Origin of the sequence: Paraburkholderia sp. SOS3 (assembly GCF_001922345.1) — a bacterium.
In the GTDB taxonomy this organism is placed as follows: Bacteria; Pseudomonadota; Gammaproteobacteria; order Burkholderiales; family Burkholderiaceae; genus Paraburkholderia.
On sequence record NZ_CP018811.1, the window covers coordinates 699,705 to 715,570 of the forward strand.

15 protein-coding genes and 1 riboswitch are annotated in these 15,866 nt (G+C 64.1%); of the genes, 6 read left to right on the forward strand and 9 right to left on the reverse strand.

Going from position 1 to position 15,866, the window contains the following annotated elements; translation table 11 throughout:
• Positions 1 to 79 precede the first annotated feature (79 nt).
• From ybeY to BTO02_RS03175, 4 genes are all read right to left on the reverse strand, one after another.
• The gene (gene ybeY, locus BTO02_RS03160; protein ID WP_075155795.1) at positions 80 to 541 is read right to left on the reverse strand and encodes an rRNA maturation RNase YbeY; all 462 of its coding nucleotides are present in this window, start codon (positions 539 to 541) and stop codon (positions 80 to 82) included.
• Positions 538 to 1,683, reverse strand: a complete 1,146-nt coding sequence (locus BTO02_RS03165) for a PhoH family protein (protein ID WP_075155796.1) — start codon at positions 1,681 to 1,683, stop codon at positions 538 to 540. The genes ybeY and BTO02_RS03165 overlap by 4 nt, the downstream gene beginning before the upstream one ends.
• A gap of 53 nt (positions 1,684 to 1,736) precedes the next feature.
• On the reverse strand, positions 1,737 to 3,110 hold the full coding sequence (gene miaB / locus BTO02_RS03170) for a tRNA (N6-isopentenyl adenosine(37)-C2)-methylthiotransferase MiaB (protein ID WP_075155797.1): 1,374 nt from the start codon (positions 3,108 to 3,110) through the stop codon (positions 1,737 to 1,739).
• A gap of 199 nt (positions 3,111 to 3,309) precedes the next feature.
• A complete protein-coding gene (locus BTO02_RS03175) occupies positions 3,310 to 4,314 on the reverse strand; it encodes a LysR family transcriptional regulator (RefSeq protein WP_075158551.1) in 1,005 nt (334 codons plus the stop codon).
• 129 nt (positions 4,315 to 4,443) lie between these two features.
• Between BTO02_RS03175 and BTO02_RS03180 the strand changes: the two genes are divergently transcribed.
• The 4 genes from BTO02_RS03180 to ribB all read left to right on the forward strand — a co-directional run bounded on the left by BTO02_RS03180 (position 4,444) and on the right by ribB (position 8,295).
• On the forward strand, positions 4,444 to 4,848 hold the full coding sequence (locus tag BTO02_RS03180; RefSeq protein ID WP_075155798.1) for a VOC family protein: 405 nt from the start codon (positions 4,444 to 4,446) through the stop codon (positions 4,846 to 4,848).
• A 70-nt stretch (positions 4,849 to 4,918) separates the two neighbouring features.
• Positions 4,919 to 6,082 (forward strand): MFS transporter, encoded by a 1,164-nt coding sequence (locus BTO02_RS03185; RefSeq protein ID WP_075155799.1) that lies wholly within the window; start codon positions 4,919 to 4,921, stop codon positions 6,080 to 6,082.
• Between the two features lie 123 nt (positions 6,083 to 6,205).
• Complete coding sequence (locus BTO02_RS03190) at positions 6,206 to 6,967, forward strand: helix-turn-helix domain-containing protein (protein ID WP_232243431.1); 762 nt, start codon at positions 6,206 to 6,208, stop codon at positions 6,965 to 6,967.
• A gap of 121 nt (positions 6,968 to 7,088) precedes the next feature.
• A riboswitch (FMN riboswitch) is annotated at positions 7,089 to 7,292 on the forward strand.
• A gap of 220 nt (positions 7,293 to 7,512) precedes the next feature.
• The gene (ribB, locus tag BTO02_RS03195) at positions 7,513 to 8,295 is read left to right on the forward strand and encodes a 3,4-dihydroxy-2-butanone-4-phosphate synthase (RefSeq protein WP_075155800.1); all 783 of its coding nucleotides are present in this window, start codon (positions 7,513 to 7,515) and stop codon (positions 8,293 to 8,295) included.
• A 169-nt stretch (positions 8,296 to 8,464) separates the two neighbouring features.
• Here ribB and BTO02_RS03200 read toward each other — a convergent pair whose 3' ends face one another.
• The 3 genes from BTO02_RS03200 to glpD all read right to left on the reverse strand — a co-directional run bounded on the left by BTO02_RS03200 (position 8,465) and on the right by glpD (position 12,450).
• Positions 8,465 to 9,151, reverse strand: a complete 687-nt coding sequence (locus BTO02_RS03200) for an HAD family hydrolase (RefSeq protein ID WP_075155801.1) — start codon at positions 9,149 to 9,151, stop codon at positions 8,465 to 8,467.
• Entirely contained in the window at positions 9,148 to 10,650 is a 1,503-nt protein-coding gene (gene glpK, locus BTO02_RS03205) for a glycerol kinase GlpK (RefSeq protein WP_075155802.1), read from the reverse strand. The genes BTO02_RS03200 and glpK overlap by 4 nt, the downstream gene beginning before the upstream one ends.
• Positions 10,651 to 10,797: 147 nt before the next feature.
• Positions 10,798 to 12,450, reverse strand: a complete 1,653-nt coding sequence (gene glpD, locus BTO02_RS03210) for a glycerol-3-phosphate dehydrogenase (RefSeq protein WP_075155803.1) — start codon at positions 12,448 to 12,450, stop codon at positions 10,798 to 10,800.
• Between the two features lie 202 nt (positions 12,451 to 12,652).
• Between glpD and BTO02_RS03215 the strand changes: the two genes are divergently transcribed.
• On the forward strand, positions 12,653 to 13,027 hold the full coding sequence (locus tag BTO02_RS03215; protein WP_198039179.1) for a hypothetical protein: 375 nt from the start codon (positions 12,653 to 12,655) through the stop codon (positions 13,025 to 13,027).
• Between the two features lie 199 nt (positions 13,028 to 13,226).
• Here BTO02_RS03215 and BTO02_RS03220 read toward each other — a convergent pair whose 3' ends face one another.
• Together BTO02_RS03220 and BTO02_RS03225 are read right to left on the reverse strand one after the other, a co-directional pair.
• Positions 13,227 to 13,424, reverse strand: coding sequence for a hypothetical protein (locus BTO02_RS03220; RefSeq protein WP_075155805.1), 198 nt, complete (start codon positions 13,422 to 13,424; stop codon positions 13,227 to 13,229).
• Positions 13,425 to 13,755: 331 nt separating this feature from the next.
• Positions 13,756 to 14,535 carry a DeoR/GlpR family DNA-binding transcription regulator gene (locus BTO02_RS03225; protein WP_075155806.1) on the reverse strand — a complete coding sequence of 260 codons (780 nt, stop codon included), beginning with the start codon at positions 14,533 to 14,535 and terminating at the stop codon, positions 13,756 to 13,758.
• A 476-nt stretch (positions 14,536 to 15,011) separates the two neighbouring features.
• Here BTO02_RS03225 and BTO02_RS03230 point away from each other — a divergent pair, with 476 nt between their 5' ends.
• The gene (locus BTO02_RS03230) at positions 15,012 to 15,839 is read left to right on the forward strand and encodes a ferritin-like domain-containing protein (RefSeq protein WP_075155807.1); all 828 of its coding nucleotides are present in this window, start codon (positions 15,012 to 15,014) and stop codon (positions 15,837 to 15,839) included.
• Positions 15,840 to 15,866 lie beyond the last annotated feature (27 nt).

Here is a 15,866-nt window from a genome sequence, read left to right on the forward strand (position 1 = left end):
GGCAGCATGACGGCGAAACGCCGCACGAGGCGCGGTTTGACTTGCCGGTGCGCGTGCGGGTTCTGCCTGTTCTGCTGGCTCAGCGGTAAGGGTCCGGAAAACCGAGTCCGGCCAGCACGTCCTTTTCGATCGCTTCCATCTCCTGTGCATCGGCATCGTTCTCGTGATCGTAGCCCTGAGCATGCAGGGTACCGTGAACAAGCAGGTGCGCATAGTGCGCGGCTAGCGGCTTATGCTGTTGCGCCGCTTCCTTTTCGACGACGGGGCAGCAGAGGATCAGATCGCCGCTGACCGGGTCGTCTTCCGATTCCGCGTACGCAAAGGTCAGCACATTGGTCGCGTAATCCTTGCCGCGATACGTGCGGTTCAATGTGCGGCCTTCTTCCGCGTCGACGAAGCGCACGGCCAGTTCCGCGTCGGCGAACAGCGCCGCTTTGATCCAGCTCGCGACGGTCGCGCGCGGCAGCAGCGCTTTGTGCGCGGGCCATGCTTTCGCCGCGGGAAACTGCAGGTTCAACGAAAGTTTCGGCGCGCGGTTCATTCGGCCCTGGCGCCTGCCTGAGCCTGTGCAGGCGCTTTTTCGTCCCTCTTCGCGTGCGCGTCGTACGCTTCGACGATGCGCGCGACGAGCGGGTGACGCACGACGTCCGCGCTCGTGAAACGCGTCAACGCAATGCCGCGCACGTTCGACAGCACCTGCTCCGCTTCGATCAGCCCGCTCTTCTGGCCGCGCGGCAAGTCGATCTGCGTCGTATCGCCGGTTACGACCGCCTTCGAGCCGAAGCCGATACGCGTGAGGAACATCTTCATCTGCTCGGGCGTCGTGTTCTGCGCTTCGTCCAGGATGATGAACGCATGATTCAGCGTGCGCCCGCGCATATAGGCGAGCGGCGCGATTTCGATCATCTGGCGCTCGAACATTTTCGCGGTCTTGTCGAAACCGAGCAGGTCGTAGAGCGCGTCGTAGAGCGGCCGCAGATACGGATCGACCTTCTGCGCGAGGTCGCCCGGCAGAAAGCCGAGCCGTTCGCCGGCTTCGACCGCGGGGCGCGTGAGCACGATGCGCTTGACCTGATCGCGCTCGAGCGCATCGACCGCACATGCAACGGCGAGATAGGTTTTGCCGGTTCCCGCGGGCCCGACGCCGAACGTAACGTCGTGCGAGACGATCTGCTTCAGATACTCGCGCTGCGCCGGCGTGCGGCCGCGCAGATCGGCGCGGCGCGTATAGAGCTTCGGACCGTGCTCTTCTTCGTCGACGTCGGCCTGACTTGCCGGTTCGTCGAACGGATGATCGGGGTCGCCGCGAAATCTTGCGTCGACTTCGCGCGCGTCGGCTTCGTCGTCGCCGTTCGAGCGGGCATTGCCGGCCTGGTTGCCCGAATTGTTACCTGAGCTGTTACCTGAGCTGTTGCCCGGATGCCGCGCTTCGACGAGCGCGAGCTGGATATCGTCGACCGAGATCGGGTCGCGCGCGCTGTTGTAGAAGTTTTCGAGCGCATTGAGCGCGATTTTCGCGCCACGGCCGCGGATGCTGATGCGATGGCCGCGGCGTTGCAGCGTGACGTCGAGCGCCTGTTCGATCTGGCGCAGGTTTTCGTCGAGCGGGCCGCAGAGGTTGGCAAGCCGCGCATTGTCATCGCGCGGTGCAGTGAATTCCAGTTGTTGCTGAGTGGTCTTCAAGGCGATGGTTCGATCCTGTCGGTGCGCGACGCGGCTTGAGTGCCCGGCGTCGCTCAGTGAGTGGTCTCGGGCGAGTCTTCGTGCGCGAGCACGAGCTCGCCCCTTAGCGAATGTGGGTACGCACGGACGATTTTCACGTCGATCATTTGTCCGATCAGCCGCGCGTGCGATTCGAGCGGCGCCGGGAAATTGACGACGCGGTTGTTTGCGGTGCGGCCCGCGAGTTCGGTGGTGGGATCCTTGCGCGCCGGCCGCTCGACCAGAATGCGCTCGATCTTGCCGACCATCGCTTCGCTGATGCGCGCGACGTTTTCCTCGATGGTCGCCTGCAAATGTTGCAGCCGTTGCAGCTTGACCTCGCGCGGCGTGTCGTCGTGCAGATTCGCGGCGGGCGTGCCGGGACGCGGGCTGTAAATGAACGAGAAGCTCGTGTCGTAGCTCATGTCGTGAACGAGCGCCATCGTCCTCGCGAAATCTTCTTCGGTTTCGCCGGGAAAGCCGACGATGATGTCGGTCGACAGCGACAGGTCCGGACGGATCGCGCGCAACTTGCGGATCACCGACTTGTATTCGAGCACGGTGTAGCCGCGCTTCATCGCCATCAGGATGCGGTCGGAGCCGTGCTGCACCGGCAGATGCAGATGGCTCACGAGCTTCGGCACCTTCGCGTAGGTATCGATAAGCCGCTGCGTGAATTCTTTCGGATGCGACGTGGTGTAGCGGATGCGCTCGATGCCGGGGATGTCGGCGACGTATTCGATCAGCGTGGCGAAGTCCGCGATCTCGGACGAGCCGCCGAATTTTCCACGATAGGCGTTGACGTTCTGACCGAGCAGCGTCACTTCGCGCACGCCCTGATCGGCGAGGCCCGCGACTTCGGTCAGCACGTCGTCGAGCGGGCGCGATACTTCTTCGCCGCGCGTATACGGCACGACGCAATAGCTGCAGTACTTGCTGCAGCCTTCCATGATCGACACGAATGCGCTCGGACCATCGACGCGCGCGGGCGGCAGATGGTCGAACTTTTCGATCTCGGGAAACGTGATGTCGACTTGCGCACGGCCGCTCGCGCGGCGCGCGTCGATCATCTGCGGCAGCCGGTGCAGCGTTTGCGGGCCGAACACGAGGTCCACATACGGCGCGCGCGAAACGATCGACGCGCCTTCCTGGCTCGCGACACAGCCGCCGACGCCGATCAGCAGATCCGGGTTCGCTTCTTTCAGTTCGCGCACGCGGCCGAGATCGGAGAAAACCTTTTCCTGCGCTTTTTCGCGGACCGAGCACGTATTGAACAGAATGACATCCGCGTCTTCGGGCGTGTCGGTTTTCACGAGGCCTTCAGCGGCGCCGAGCACGTCGACCATCTTGTCGGAGTCGTACTCGTTCATCTGGCAGCCGAAGGTCTTTACATAAACTTTCTTGGTCATCTAGGTTCGCCGTTCGCAGTGGTTGACCTGGGGGCGTCGTTCAGTTTCAAGTGGGGTGCAAACGCGCGGTTGATAACCGCTGATGCCGGCAGCGCTGCTTCCCGCGGTATCGGAGCCGCTGTATTGGGGCGCTGTGTCGGGAGCGCTGTACCGCCGCTGTACCACGGGTAGGGAGGCGTGTTTGCAGTGTAGTCCGACATTATAGCCTTTCACCGGGCGCCTTTTCGGGCGCCCGTTTCGGCGCGATATCGGGCGAATCCGGCCAATCCGGCGAGTCCGTGTAGCCGCAGCGCGCTTCGAGTTCACCCAGCGTACGCGTGAAGCGCTCCGCCAGAAAGTCGAGCAGCACGCGCACGCGCGGCGCCATGAAGCGGTTGCGGTGATAAAGCGCGTGCAGCGGCGCGTCCGGATAGCGCCAGCCGGGCAGCAGCACGCGCAGGCCGTCCGCGCGCAGATCCGCCTCCACGTCCCACATCGATTTCACGACGATCCCGTAGCCGCGCAGCGCCCATTCGCGGGCCACCGCGCCGTCGTTGGTTTCGCGCGCGCTATCGAGCGGCACCGTGTAGACCTCGACTTCGTCGCCGCGCGTGAAGCGCCATTCGTTGACGGGACCCGACGCGGTCGAAAGCACGATGCAATGAAAGCGCGCGAGGTCGCGCGGATGCGCGGGCTGGCCGTAGCGCTCGACATAGTCGGGCGACGCGCACACGACGCGCGGATTCGGCGCGAGCCGCCGCGCGACGAGCGAACTGTCGGGCGGCACGCCGAAGCGGATGGCGAGGTCGATATCTTCCTGCACGAGGTTCGATAGCGAATCGGAGAGCGTGAGGCCGAACGTCACGTCCGGATACAGCGCGTTGAATTCGTCGAGCCAGTGCATGAGCAGGTTGCGGCCGAAATCGGACGTCGTCGAAATGCGCACCTTGCCGCGCACGACGTTCTGGCCAGCCTGCAGCGCCATTTGCGCGTCGCCGAGCGCGCTCAACGCCTGACGGCTGCCTTGCAGGAAGAGCCGGCCTTCCTCGGTGAGCCGCAACTGGCGCGTCGTGCGTTCGAAAAGGCGCGCCTTCAGGCCGCTTTCGAGCTTCGCGAGGCGCGCGCTCGCGGCGGCCGGCGTCAGGCCCAGCTTGCGTCCCGCGGCGGACAGGCTGCCCAGCTGCGCGGCTTCGACGAACAGCCGGATATCGCCGAGATTGTTGATCTCTTCCATGTGTTCAGGAAAATCAGGCTTCAAAGAATTTTTGAAAATCCTTCAAATGTTAGGTCAATTCTCAATTCGGTGCGTTGCGGTCAGAATGCGTTGCATCGGTGAAAACCCTGGAGAGCCGCGATGCATCTCGACCATGCAACGATCGTGACGCCCGACCTCGATGCGGCGCGCCGTTTCTTTGTCGACGTCGTCGGGCTCGTCGACGGCGCGAGGCCGCCGTTTCGTGTCGACGGCGCATGGCTGTATGCGGACGGCCGGGCGGTCGTCCATCTCGTCGATGCGACGTTGCGCGCGGCGTCGCCGAATGAGGCAGGACACGGCCGCGTCGCGCCGCGTATCGACCACATCGCATTTCGCGTCGACAGTCGCGACGCGTGGCGCGCGCTGATCGCGCGGATGGATGCCGCGGGCGTTGCGTACCAGCGCGCCGACGTGCCGCTTGCGCAACAGGTGCAACTGTTCGTCGCGCTCGCGCCCGGTGTCGTCATCGAATTCGTGACGGCTGCGCAAAACGCGTCTTCGTAAGCGAAGTGATGCGTCGTGCGCAGTCGCACAGCCTGACTTGATCCGAGTCATCCCCCTGGAGCATCTGGAAATGCCTATTCCGCTATTGGCGCTGGCAATCAGCGCGCTTGCCATCGGTACGACCGAGTTCGTGATCATGGGGCTCCTGCCCGAAGTCGCGAACGACCTCGCGGTGTCGCTGCCGTCGGCCGGTTTGCTGGTGAGCGGCTATGCGCTCGGCGTCGCGGTCGGTGCGCCGCTGCTCGCCGTCGTGACGAGCCGCATGCCGCGCAAGATCGCGCTGCAATTGCTGATGGGCGTGTTTATCGTCGGCAACGTGCTGTGCGCGATCGCGCCCGGCTACGGGGTTTTGATGGTCGCGCGCGTCGTGACGTCGTTTGCGCACGGGTCGTTCTTCGGCATCGGCGCGGTCGTGGCGGCGTCGCTCGTGCCGCAGGAGAAGCGGGCCAGCGCGATCGCGCTGATGTTCACGGGCCTCACGCTCGCGAACGTGCTCGGCGTGCCGTTTGGCACCTTCATCGGTCAGCAGTTCGGCTGGCGCGTCGCGTTCTGGATCGTGAGCGGTCTTGGCGTGCTGTCGCTGGCGGGCGTGACCGCGCTCGTGCCGAACCGGCACGACTCCGGACCCGCGAATCTCGGTCACGAAGTGCGCGTGCTGAGGGAGCCGCAAGTGTGGCTCGCGCTTGCGATGACGGTGCTCGGCTTTGGCGGCGTGTTCGTCGTGTTCACGTATATCGCGCCGATTCTCGAACAGGTCAGCGGCTTCACGCCGCATGGCGTCACGCTGATCCTCGTGCTGTTCGGCGTCGGGCTGACGGTCGGCAACACGATCGGCGGCAAGCTCGCGGACCGCTCGCTGATGCCGTCGCTGATGGGCATTCTCGCGGTGCTCGCGGTCGTGATGGCGGTGTTCGCGCACACGAGTCATGCGCAGATCACGGCGGCCGTAACCGTGTTCGTGTGGGGCATCGCGGCTTTTGCGACGGTGCCGCCGCTGCAGATGCGCGTCGTCGAGAAAGCGTCGGCCGCACCGAATCTCGCCTCGACGCTCAATATCGGTGCGTTCAACGTCGGCAATGCGGCCGGTGCGTGGCTCGGCGGACTCACGATCGGGCATGGGTATGGACTCGATGCGCTGCCGTGGGTCGCGGCGGCGGTCGCGATCGCGGCGCTCGTGCTGACATGGATTGCCGCGCGGATCGATGCGCCTGCAACGATCGCGCAGCGCGCGTAAGCATCGGGCCGCGAAGCTGATATCGGTGTGACGATATCTTGGTTGGGCGCGCTATTTGCCGATGCTAGGCTTGCCTCTTCATGCTCGCGCCGCTCGAAAGCGGCGTTGCAAAGGAGGTATGTCATGCATTCCCCGCTTGTGCTCGTGCGCGATTCCATCGCGAGTGCGGCCGACGAAGGTCATGGACCGGCCACTGTGAAGCCCGTGGCCGTGGAAATGGCCGCTGCGGAAACAGTGGCTGAAGAAAAGGCGGCTGAGGAAACGGTAGCCGTCGAAACAGCGGCCATCGACACCATCGACGCGCTCGAGCAGATTGTCGGCGTCAATCTCGCGCGGTTGCGCTCGGAGCGGCAGCTATCGCTCGATGCGCTGGCGCGCCTGTCGGGCGTCTCGCGCGCGATGCTCGCGCAGATCGAATCGGCGCGCAGCGTGCCGTCGATCAAGGTGCTGTCGAAGATCGCGGCCGCGCTGAAGGTATCGGTGTCGGCGTTCTTGCGCCGTTATGCGCTGCACGGCTTCGAGCATCTGCCGGCCGATCGCGCGGCGCGGCTGCTGACGTCGAACGGACGGTTTGCGACGCGCGCGCTCTATCCCGATGCCGAACCCGCCGCCGCCGAATTCCACGAATTGCGCATCGCGCCATTGCATACGGAGGCGGGCACGCGGCGCGCGCCCGGCACGACGGTCAATCTCGTCGTCAGCGAAGGGACGCTCGAGATCGGCGTGCACGACCGGCGCCAGCTGCTCGCGACCGGCGATGCGATTGTCTTCGACGCGGATCAGCCGCATACGCTGCGCAACCCGGGCGATACCGAGGCACGCGCGTTCCGTGTGATCGTGAACCCGGAGACGCCGCCGCGCTGGGGTGTCGGGCATCCGGTGTAGGCGCGGGCGACTGCGCATGTGATCGCGTTTGTGATCGCGCATGTGACCGGTCGAACAGGCCCTGCGCGATATCGACGATTGTTGTATCCTTTGCCCGCCGGAATAATTGTCCCGGCAATCAGTACGTCTTCAGGGCGGGGCGAAATTCCCCACCGGCGGTATGCAGACGGTGTCGTGCAATTTAGAGCGTCAAGTGCACACCAGTCTGCGAGCCCGCGAGCGCTCGCAACACCGTGTTTCAAGGCAATTCGAAGCACATGCGAGGTCAGCAGATCTGGTGAGAGGCCAGAGCCGACGGTTAGAGTCCGGATGGAAGAAGATGTGCAGATAGTCATCTGTTCGTCCATTGCCGTGCCGCCTGTCTGACCGGCGGTGCATCGCTGTCGCGATGCGTGGCCGCTGTATGAGTCGCGCTGCTTCATCGCACTGGTGGTCGCGCGGTTGCGCGCGATTGCACAGCGGATCGGCTTAGCGGCTGGACGCGTTTGTCTGTTTGCAATGCCCTGAAACGTTTTTCGCCCGAACCTTTGCGAGGAGCGTTTCACATGTCCCTTACCGGTACATCCGCCGCAGTTTTTCCTGCCGTTTCCCCTGCCGTTTCCAGTTTCGTTTCCGCTTTTCCCGAGCCCGCGATCCGCGCCGACGACGCGCTCGCCGACCTGCCGTTGCCTGCTGCCGATCAAATTCCGCCGCGCATCGCCGCCGCGCTGCAAGCGCTGCAAGATGGCCGCGCCGTCGTACTGCAGGACGATCACGATCGCGAGAACGAAGCCGATCTGATCGTCGCCGCCGAGCGGCTGACGGAGGCGACGATGGCGCTGTTGATCCGTGAATGCAGCGGCATTGTCTGTCTGTGCCTGCCCGACGCGCGGATTCGCGCGCTCGAATTGCCGCCGATGACGGCGAACAACGAGAGCCGCAACAGCACCGCGTTCACGGTATCGATCGAGGCGCGCGACGGTGTGTCGACGGGCGTCTCGGCCGCCGACCGCCTGACGACGATACGCGCCGCGATCGCGGATGACGCGAAGCCCACCGATATCGTGCGGCCGGGCCACGTGTTCCCGTTGCGCGCAATGCCCGGCGGCGTGCTCGCGCGGCGCGGCCATACCGAAGGCACGGTCGACCTCGTGACGCTCGCCGGTCTCAAGCCCGCAGGCGTACTGTGCGAATTGATGAACGCCGACGGCACGATGACACGCGGCGCCGATGTCGAACGCTTCGCGGCGCAGCACGCAATGCCGATGCTGACGATTGCCGAACTCGTCGAGTTCCGGCAGGCGCTGGCGGCGGCTCGCCGGTTGGCGGAAGAGGAACAGGCGGCGTAGCGCCTGGACACGCGGCCGCGCGGGCCGATGTGCGGGCCTGTTTGTTGGACCCGCCTCACGGGCATCGATTGCGGGTTCGCTTCGTGGCCTGCTAGCGGCCCGCTTGGTGGCCTCGTCAGTGCGCCTGCTGAAGCGGCCTGCGTCGTGAGTCCGGTTTGCGAGTCGCCCGTTACGACTGCACGTCCCCAAACGCGCCTTGCATTCCCGCTTCGACGAGCGCCGGCAACTCGCTCATGTGCTGCATGATCCGCGTGATGCCCATCTTGCGCAGTACGTCTGCGTATCCGTCGGGGATGTGACTCGCGCCGACGAACGCGATGGTCTTCATGCCGGCCGCGCGCGCCGCGCCGAGGCCCGACACGCTGTCTTCGATCACGAGGCACTGCGCCGGGTCCACGCCCAACTGCTGCGCGGCGAACAGGTACACATCCGGGAACGGCTTGGGCCGCGCAACCTGTTCGGCGCTGAATATGCGCGGCGCGAACAGTTCGGTGAGACCGGTGCGCTCGAGCGAGGTGGTGACCCGCGCGAGGCGGCTATTCGACACCACGGCAGCCGGCAGCGGCACGCGATGCAACGCATCGCGCACGCCGCCGATCGCGCTCAGCGACCTCGCGAGTTCTGCTTCGACCTGCCGGTCGACGGTCTTGACGAAGTCCGCAGGCAACGTGATGCCGAACGTCGCTTCGACGCTTTCGAGGAAACGCGCCGTCTTCTGGCCAAACGCGGTTTTGACGATCGCGTCGAACGACAGCTCCGGATACATCGCGGAGAGCGTGCTGTGCATGACGCGATCGGCGATGACTTCGCTGTCGACGAGCACGCCGTCGCAGTCACAGATGAGATGGTCGATCATGCGGCGTCATCCGCCCATGTCTTCGCCGCGCGCACCGCGCGCTGCCAGCCCGCGAGACATTGCTCGACCTCCGCCCGCGCCATCGCAGGCGAAAAGTGCCGCTCGAGCTGCCATTGGCTTTGCAGCGCATCGATGTCTTTCCAGTAACCGACTGCCAGCCCCGCCAGATACGCGGCGCCGAGCGCCGTCGTTTCGCTGACGCGCGGCCGTACCGCGTCGACGCCGAGCATGTCGGCCTGGAACTGCATCAGCAGATTGTTCGCGCACGCGCCGCCGTCGACGCGGAGTTCACCGATACGCATGCCCGAATCCGCCTCCATGGCCCTTAGCACATCCACCGACTGATACGCAATCGAATCGAGCGCAGCGCGTGCGATATGCGCGGACGTCGTGCCGCGCGTGACGCCGAACAGCGAACCGCGCGCGCGGGCGTTCCAGTGTGGCGCGCCGAGCCCGGCAAACGCCGGCACGAGATAGACGCCGTCGCTATGTGGAACGCTGTCCGCGAGCGTTTCGATCTCGGCTGCGCTGCGAATCAGGCCGAGGCCGTCGCGCAGCCATTGCACGACCGCGCCGCCGATGAAAATGCTGCCTTCGAGCGCATAGTCGACACGCTCGCCGATCTGCCACGCAATGGTCGTGACGAGGTTGTTCTTCGACTCGATCGGCTGGTTGCCGGTGTTCATCACGAGGAAGCAGCCGGTGCCGTACGTGTTCTTCACCATGCCCGACTGCGTGCAGAGCTGGCCGAAGAGCGCCGCATGCTGATCGCCGGCGATACCCGCGAGCGGGATGCTCGATGCGAAGACGGTGGATTGCGCGGGCCCGTAGACCTCGGACGACGGCCGCACCTCGGGCAACATGCTGCGCGGAATATCGAGCGCCGCAAGCAGTTCGTCGTCCCATTGCAGCGTATGGATGTTGAACAGCATGGTGCGCGACGCGTTCGTGACGTCGGTGATGTGCAGGCTGCGCTTCGTGAAGTTCCAGACGAGCCAGCTATCGACGGTGCCGAATGCGAGCTTGCCTTGCTTCGCCTTTTCGCGCGCGCCTTCGACATGGTCGAGAATCCAGCGGATCTTGGTTCCCGAAAAGTACGAATCGATCGGCAGGCCGGTCTTTGCGCGCACCGTTTCTTCGAGCCCCTGGGTTTTCAGCTGGTCGCAGAAATCGGCCGTGCGGCGGTCCTGCCAGACGATTGCGTTGTACACGGGCTGACCCGTCTCGCGGTCCCAGACCACCGTCGTTTCGCGCTGGTTCGTGATACCGATCGCCGCGATCGCCGAACCGTTGACGCCCGCGCGCGTGACGGCTTCGGCGGCCACACCCGCCTGCGTCGACCAGATTTCGTGCGGATCATGCTCGACCCAGCCCGGCCGCGGGTAGATCTGCTCGAACTCCTTCTGCGCGGTCGACACGACGTTGCCGTTGCGGTCGAACAGCATCGCGCGGGAACTCGTCGTTCCCTGATCGAGCGCGAGGATGTATTGATCCGGCATCTGTCTCCTCTCCATATTTTGGATGCGACGCTGGCGCCCGGTGCGGGTGCGGGTGCGAAAACGCGCGTCCGCCCGTTCGGCACGAGCTTCGCGCGCCGCATCAGCGCTGCCGAAGCTCAATTGTTGCACGCGGGCCGCGCATGGTGATCAGCTGGGCGCTTTATGGCTGTGGTGCGGGCTCTGCTGCGGGCTGTGCTGCGCAGGTGCCTCGCGTGCGAACCACGCGTCGATATCGGTTGCGAGGGTATCGCGCGTGTCCGGCTCGACATGAAGGCCGAGCTTCGTGCGGCGCCACAGCACATCGTAGGCGGTGCGCGCCCACTCGACCTCGCGCAGATAGCGCAACTCGGCTTCGTACAGGTCGGACGTGAACGCATGGCCAAGCTCGGCGAGCGACTGCGCATTGCCGACCACCCGCTCGGCACGCGTGCCATAGGCGCGTGCATAGCGATGTGCGAGCCGTGCCGGTAGCCACGCATGCTGTTGCGCGAAGCGGGCGGCGAAACTCGCGAAATCGGCATGCGCGATGTCGCCGCCCGGCAGCGGTGCGCCAGCGGTCCATGCGGGCCTGGGCGCGCCGAGCGCGCGCGTGAGTTCATCGAGCGCTTCTTCGGCAAGCTTGCGAAACGTCGTGATCTTGCCGCCGAACACCGACAGCAACGGGGCGGCGCCCGCGGGCGCGTCGAGTTCGAGCCGGTAGTCGCGCGTGACCGCTGAAGGGTTGTTCGCGGTCTCGTCTTCGAGCAATGGCCGCACGCCCGAGTACGACCAGTACACGTCGCGAGGCGAAATCGGCTGCTTGAAGTAGCGGTTGATCGACTCGCACAGGTACTGCGTTTCTTCCGCGTTGATCGCGACCTGCGAGGGATCGCCGCGGTATTCGATGTCGGTCGTGCCGATCAGCGTGAAGTCGTGCTCGTACGGAATCGCGAAGATGATTCGCTTGTCCGGGTTCTGGAAAATGTAGGCGTGGTCGTGCTCGAAGAGCCGCCGCGTGACGATATGGCTGCCCTTGACGAGCCGCACCGCATAAGCGGGCTTGTGGTTTGTGACGCCGTTCGCAGTGTGGTTTGCATCCGGCCCCGCGCTGGCGTGCCGATCATGGTTTGCCGTCTGGTTGATCGTGCGCTCGAGCGCCGCCTGCAGCAGTTCGCCGACCCACGGACCCGCCGCATTGGCGATCGCGCGTGCCTGTACCTCGACCGTGGTGCCGTCCGCCCGCAGCAGTCGCGCATGCCACGAGCCATTCGAGCGCGTGGCGCCGACGAGCTTCGTACGCGTCAGCACGCGCGCGCCCCGCTCGCTCGCGTCGAGCGCATTGAGCACGACGAGCCGGGCGTCGTCGACCCAGCCGTCCGAGTAGACGAAGCCGCGCCGGATCGACGCGACGAGCGGCGCGCCGGCCGGATGCGTGCGCAGATCGACGCCGCGCGAGCCCGGCAGCAGTTCGCGGCGCGCAAGGTGATCGTACAGAAAGAGCCCCGCGCGGATCAGCCATGCGGGCCGCAGATTCGGCATATGCGGCATGACGAAGCGCAACGGCCACATGATGTGCGGCGCGGCGCGCAGCAGCGTTTCGCGTTCCTGCAATGCCTTGCGCACGAGCGCGAACTCGCGGTATTCGAGGTAGCGCAAGCCGCCATGGATCAGCTTGGTACTTGCCGACGACGTATGCGCGGCGAGATCGTCCTGCTCGCACAGCAGTACCGACAGCCCGCGCCCGGCCGCGTCGCGTGCAATGCCCGCGCCGTTGATGCCGCCGCCCACCACGAGCAGATCGAAAGGAGACTGTTGTGCCACCGGTTGGCCCTGGGTTGATTGCGCTTTGGTCAATCGGAAGAAAGCTGATCGAAAACTACATGTTCGTTTTCGAACTTTAATGAGCATTTTCGAAAAAGTAAAGTTCGTCGAGGATCAAAACGGAGCGATCTGCACGACTGGTGGCGCGCGGCGCCGCGTCGGACGATACTCTTGGCACCAGCCATTTCGAGGTGAAGAGAACATGCGTGGAATCTGGATGATCGGGGCCGCGGCGTTGCTCGCAGGGTGCGTCAGCACGCCGGAGTTGAGCGGCACCGCGGGCGCACCGTCGTTTGCGGCGTTGCAGCAGATGTGCGGCCAGCAAACAGTGGACTACGGGCAGGATTCACAGAACGTCTACGTGACGTTCTTCGACGCGTATGTCGCACACAAGCGCGGCGGCCTGTCGCAGGAGAATTACTGCGCGTTCCAGCAGTCGATCGCGCAGCACTACACCGAACTCGGCACGAGCAGCGATCGCGAGATGCGCAATCGCTGGGTCGCATTCTTCAACGATCAGCGCGCGAAGGCGATCACGTGGCGCTCGACGGTCGACTCGACATTGCGCGCGGGCTAATCGCGTGGGCTAATCGAACAATCGCGCGCGGGGGGCGGGCGCGCGACGAACCGGACAGCGAACAGAAAGATGCGCATAAGAAAACGGTCAGGCGGGCAAATGCCGCGTGACCGTTCGTGAATCCGTGTGTTTGCGCGCTCGTTGCGAGCGCGCGGACAGATTCAATGTGCGCCGGCCGGCAATCCGTTGCCGGAGAAATCTACGAGAGGCGCTTGATGGCTCTGAGTGCGGAATCGCCGCTTTCGGTGATGCGCCATTGCTGCCGGCCCGAGGCGAGCTGTTCGAGCTGGACGAGTTGCCGTTCGAGCAGCGCGTCGAGTTCTTCACGCTCCATATCCACCTGGTTCGGTGCGTCCTTCACGAGCAACAATGTGGCGAATTCATGCGGACTCAGCATCGTTTCTCTCCATTTCAAGCGTACTCGGGTTGCCTTCGCAACCGCGCCGCAAGGCTGCGCTCACGGTCTGGCGATCCGGCTTGCGATCCTTATGGGATCAGGCATGAGGTCTAGCTTTCGTGGCCGCCGCGCTCGATAAGCACGTCGGGGAACTGGAGTTTAGTCAACTACCGCATGAACTCCAAATCCGCCCCAGTAAATTTTCCATTTGACAGCGGAAAGAGCCGCAGGCGGTCCGGGCCGGCACGCAACTTCACGATTTCACTGCAGGTTTCGCGTGCGGCGCAACATGGCTTGCGCGAAACGCAACCTGCATTCCCGTGCATTCGTGCTATTCGGCGACGAATACCTGCGTGCCCGCGGCCGCTATCGTCTCGGCCATCGAGGCGGGGGGCGCGGCATCGGTGAAGAGCGAGTCGATCTGGTTCAGATGCCCCTGGCGCACGAGCGCCGGACGGCCGAACTTCGAATGGTCGGCGGCCAGAAAGACCGTGCGCGAATGCTCGATGATCGCTTCGGCCACGCGCACTTCGCGCGTATCGAAGTCGCGCAGCGTGCCGTCGGTTTCGATGCTCGACGTGCCGATGATCGCGAAGTCCACCTTGAACTGCCGGATGAAGTCGATCGCAAGCTCGCCCACGATGCCCTTGTCCCACGGCCGCACGATTCCGCCCGTCACGAGCACTTCGCAATCGGGATAGCCGCTCATCATGCTCGCAACGTTCAGATTGTTCGTAATCACATGCAAGCCGCGATGCCGGTTCAATGCGCGCGCAACTTCTTCGGTCGTCGTGCCGAGGTTGATGAACAGCGATGCCTGATCGGGAACGTGCGTGGCGACGAGTGCGGCGATGCGGCGTTTCTCGTCGTGAAACATTCGTTGACGCGCGCTATACGACACGTTCTCCGAGCTCGTCGGCAGACTCGCACCGCCGTGATAGCGGCGCAGCAGGTTGATGTCGGCAAGCCAGTTCACGTCGCGGCGGATGGTCTGCGGCGTAACGTCGAAGTGGGCGGCCAGGTCATCCACGGTGACGAAGCCGTCGCGCTGGACCCACTCGAGCAATTCCTGTTGGCGTGCGTTCAGCGTGAGGCGCGGGTCTCGGGTCATGGCTTGTCGTTGTTCCGCGCGCCGGGCGCGGCGGGCAAGGGTTGGCTTGCGCGTATTGTAAGGCGTCCGCCCGATGCGCCGTCCGCGGCGCGCCGCGCCATGCACCGAGATGAACCGGCATGCGACGTACGATGCCCCCTATGAGCCTTTTGCCCGCTTGCCTTTACCGTTCTTTACAGCACTGGAACCGTGCGCATCGAGCACGGCTATTGCGCGTTGCGACAGCGGCACGTTGCGTTGAAGTTGCTTTGCCTCAACGAGTTCAATGATCACAGGAACCTGAAGTCATCCGGCATGGTCTGTGCTGGATGTTCTGCACTTTTGTGAATCTGCGGCTAAGATGAAAGTAAAAAATAAAACGTTCACTTCAGGATCTCGTGCATTTCGGGAGAAACGGCGCAAGACGACCGGTCATCGCGCTCGCGATTTGGGCATGCTTCGTTCAACGAGACGATCCAGTTTTGGGAGCACCGCACATGCAGACTAAGACGATCCATGTAATGCCCTGGCGAATCGAAGATATCGACATGAGCCGCATCGACTATCAACGCGCCGTCGCCAACGAGGATCTGCTGTTGCTGCTGTGCGCGGCGTCGTTCATCGAAAGCGGCACGGACCTCTATACCAGCAACCTCAGCAGCTTCTTCAACGACGACCCCGAAGTGTCGGCATGGCTCAATAACGAATGGGAGCCGGAGGAACTGCAGCATGGCCTGGCACTGAAGACGTATATCGCGCACGTGTGGCCCGAGTTCGATTGGGACACGGCATTTCGTAATTTCTTTGAAGAGTACTCGAAGACGTGCACCGTCGAGGAATTCGAAAAGACGCGCGCGCTCGAAATGGTGGCGCGATGCGTGGTCGAGACGGGTACCGCAACGCTTTACCGCGCGATCGGCGCATGTTCGGACGAACCGGTGCTAAAGCAGATTACCGACCACATTCGCACCGACGAAGTCCGGCACTACAAGCACTTTTTCAAATACTTCAAGAAGTACAACCGCATCGAAGGCAACGGACGGCTAGCGGTGCTTGGCGCGCTGATGCGTCGCGTGCTGGAGCTCAAGAACGAAGACTCCGAAATCGCGCTGCGGCATGTATTCGCGATCCGCTACCCGGAGCGCGTCGCCGATCCCGCCTATAACAGGGAGCTTTCTGCGCGCGTGAACAAGCTCGTGCGGCGCAACCTGTCCGCCGAGATGTGTGTGAAGATGCTGCTGAAGCCACTCGATCTGCCGGCGAAAATCCAGCCCGGCGTGCACTATCCGCTCGAGAAGATCGCGCAGCATGTGTTCTTTCGCTGAGCGAGGCTGATGCGCGGATGAGCCGAT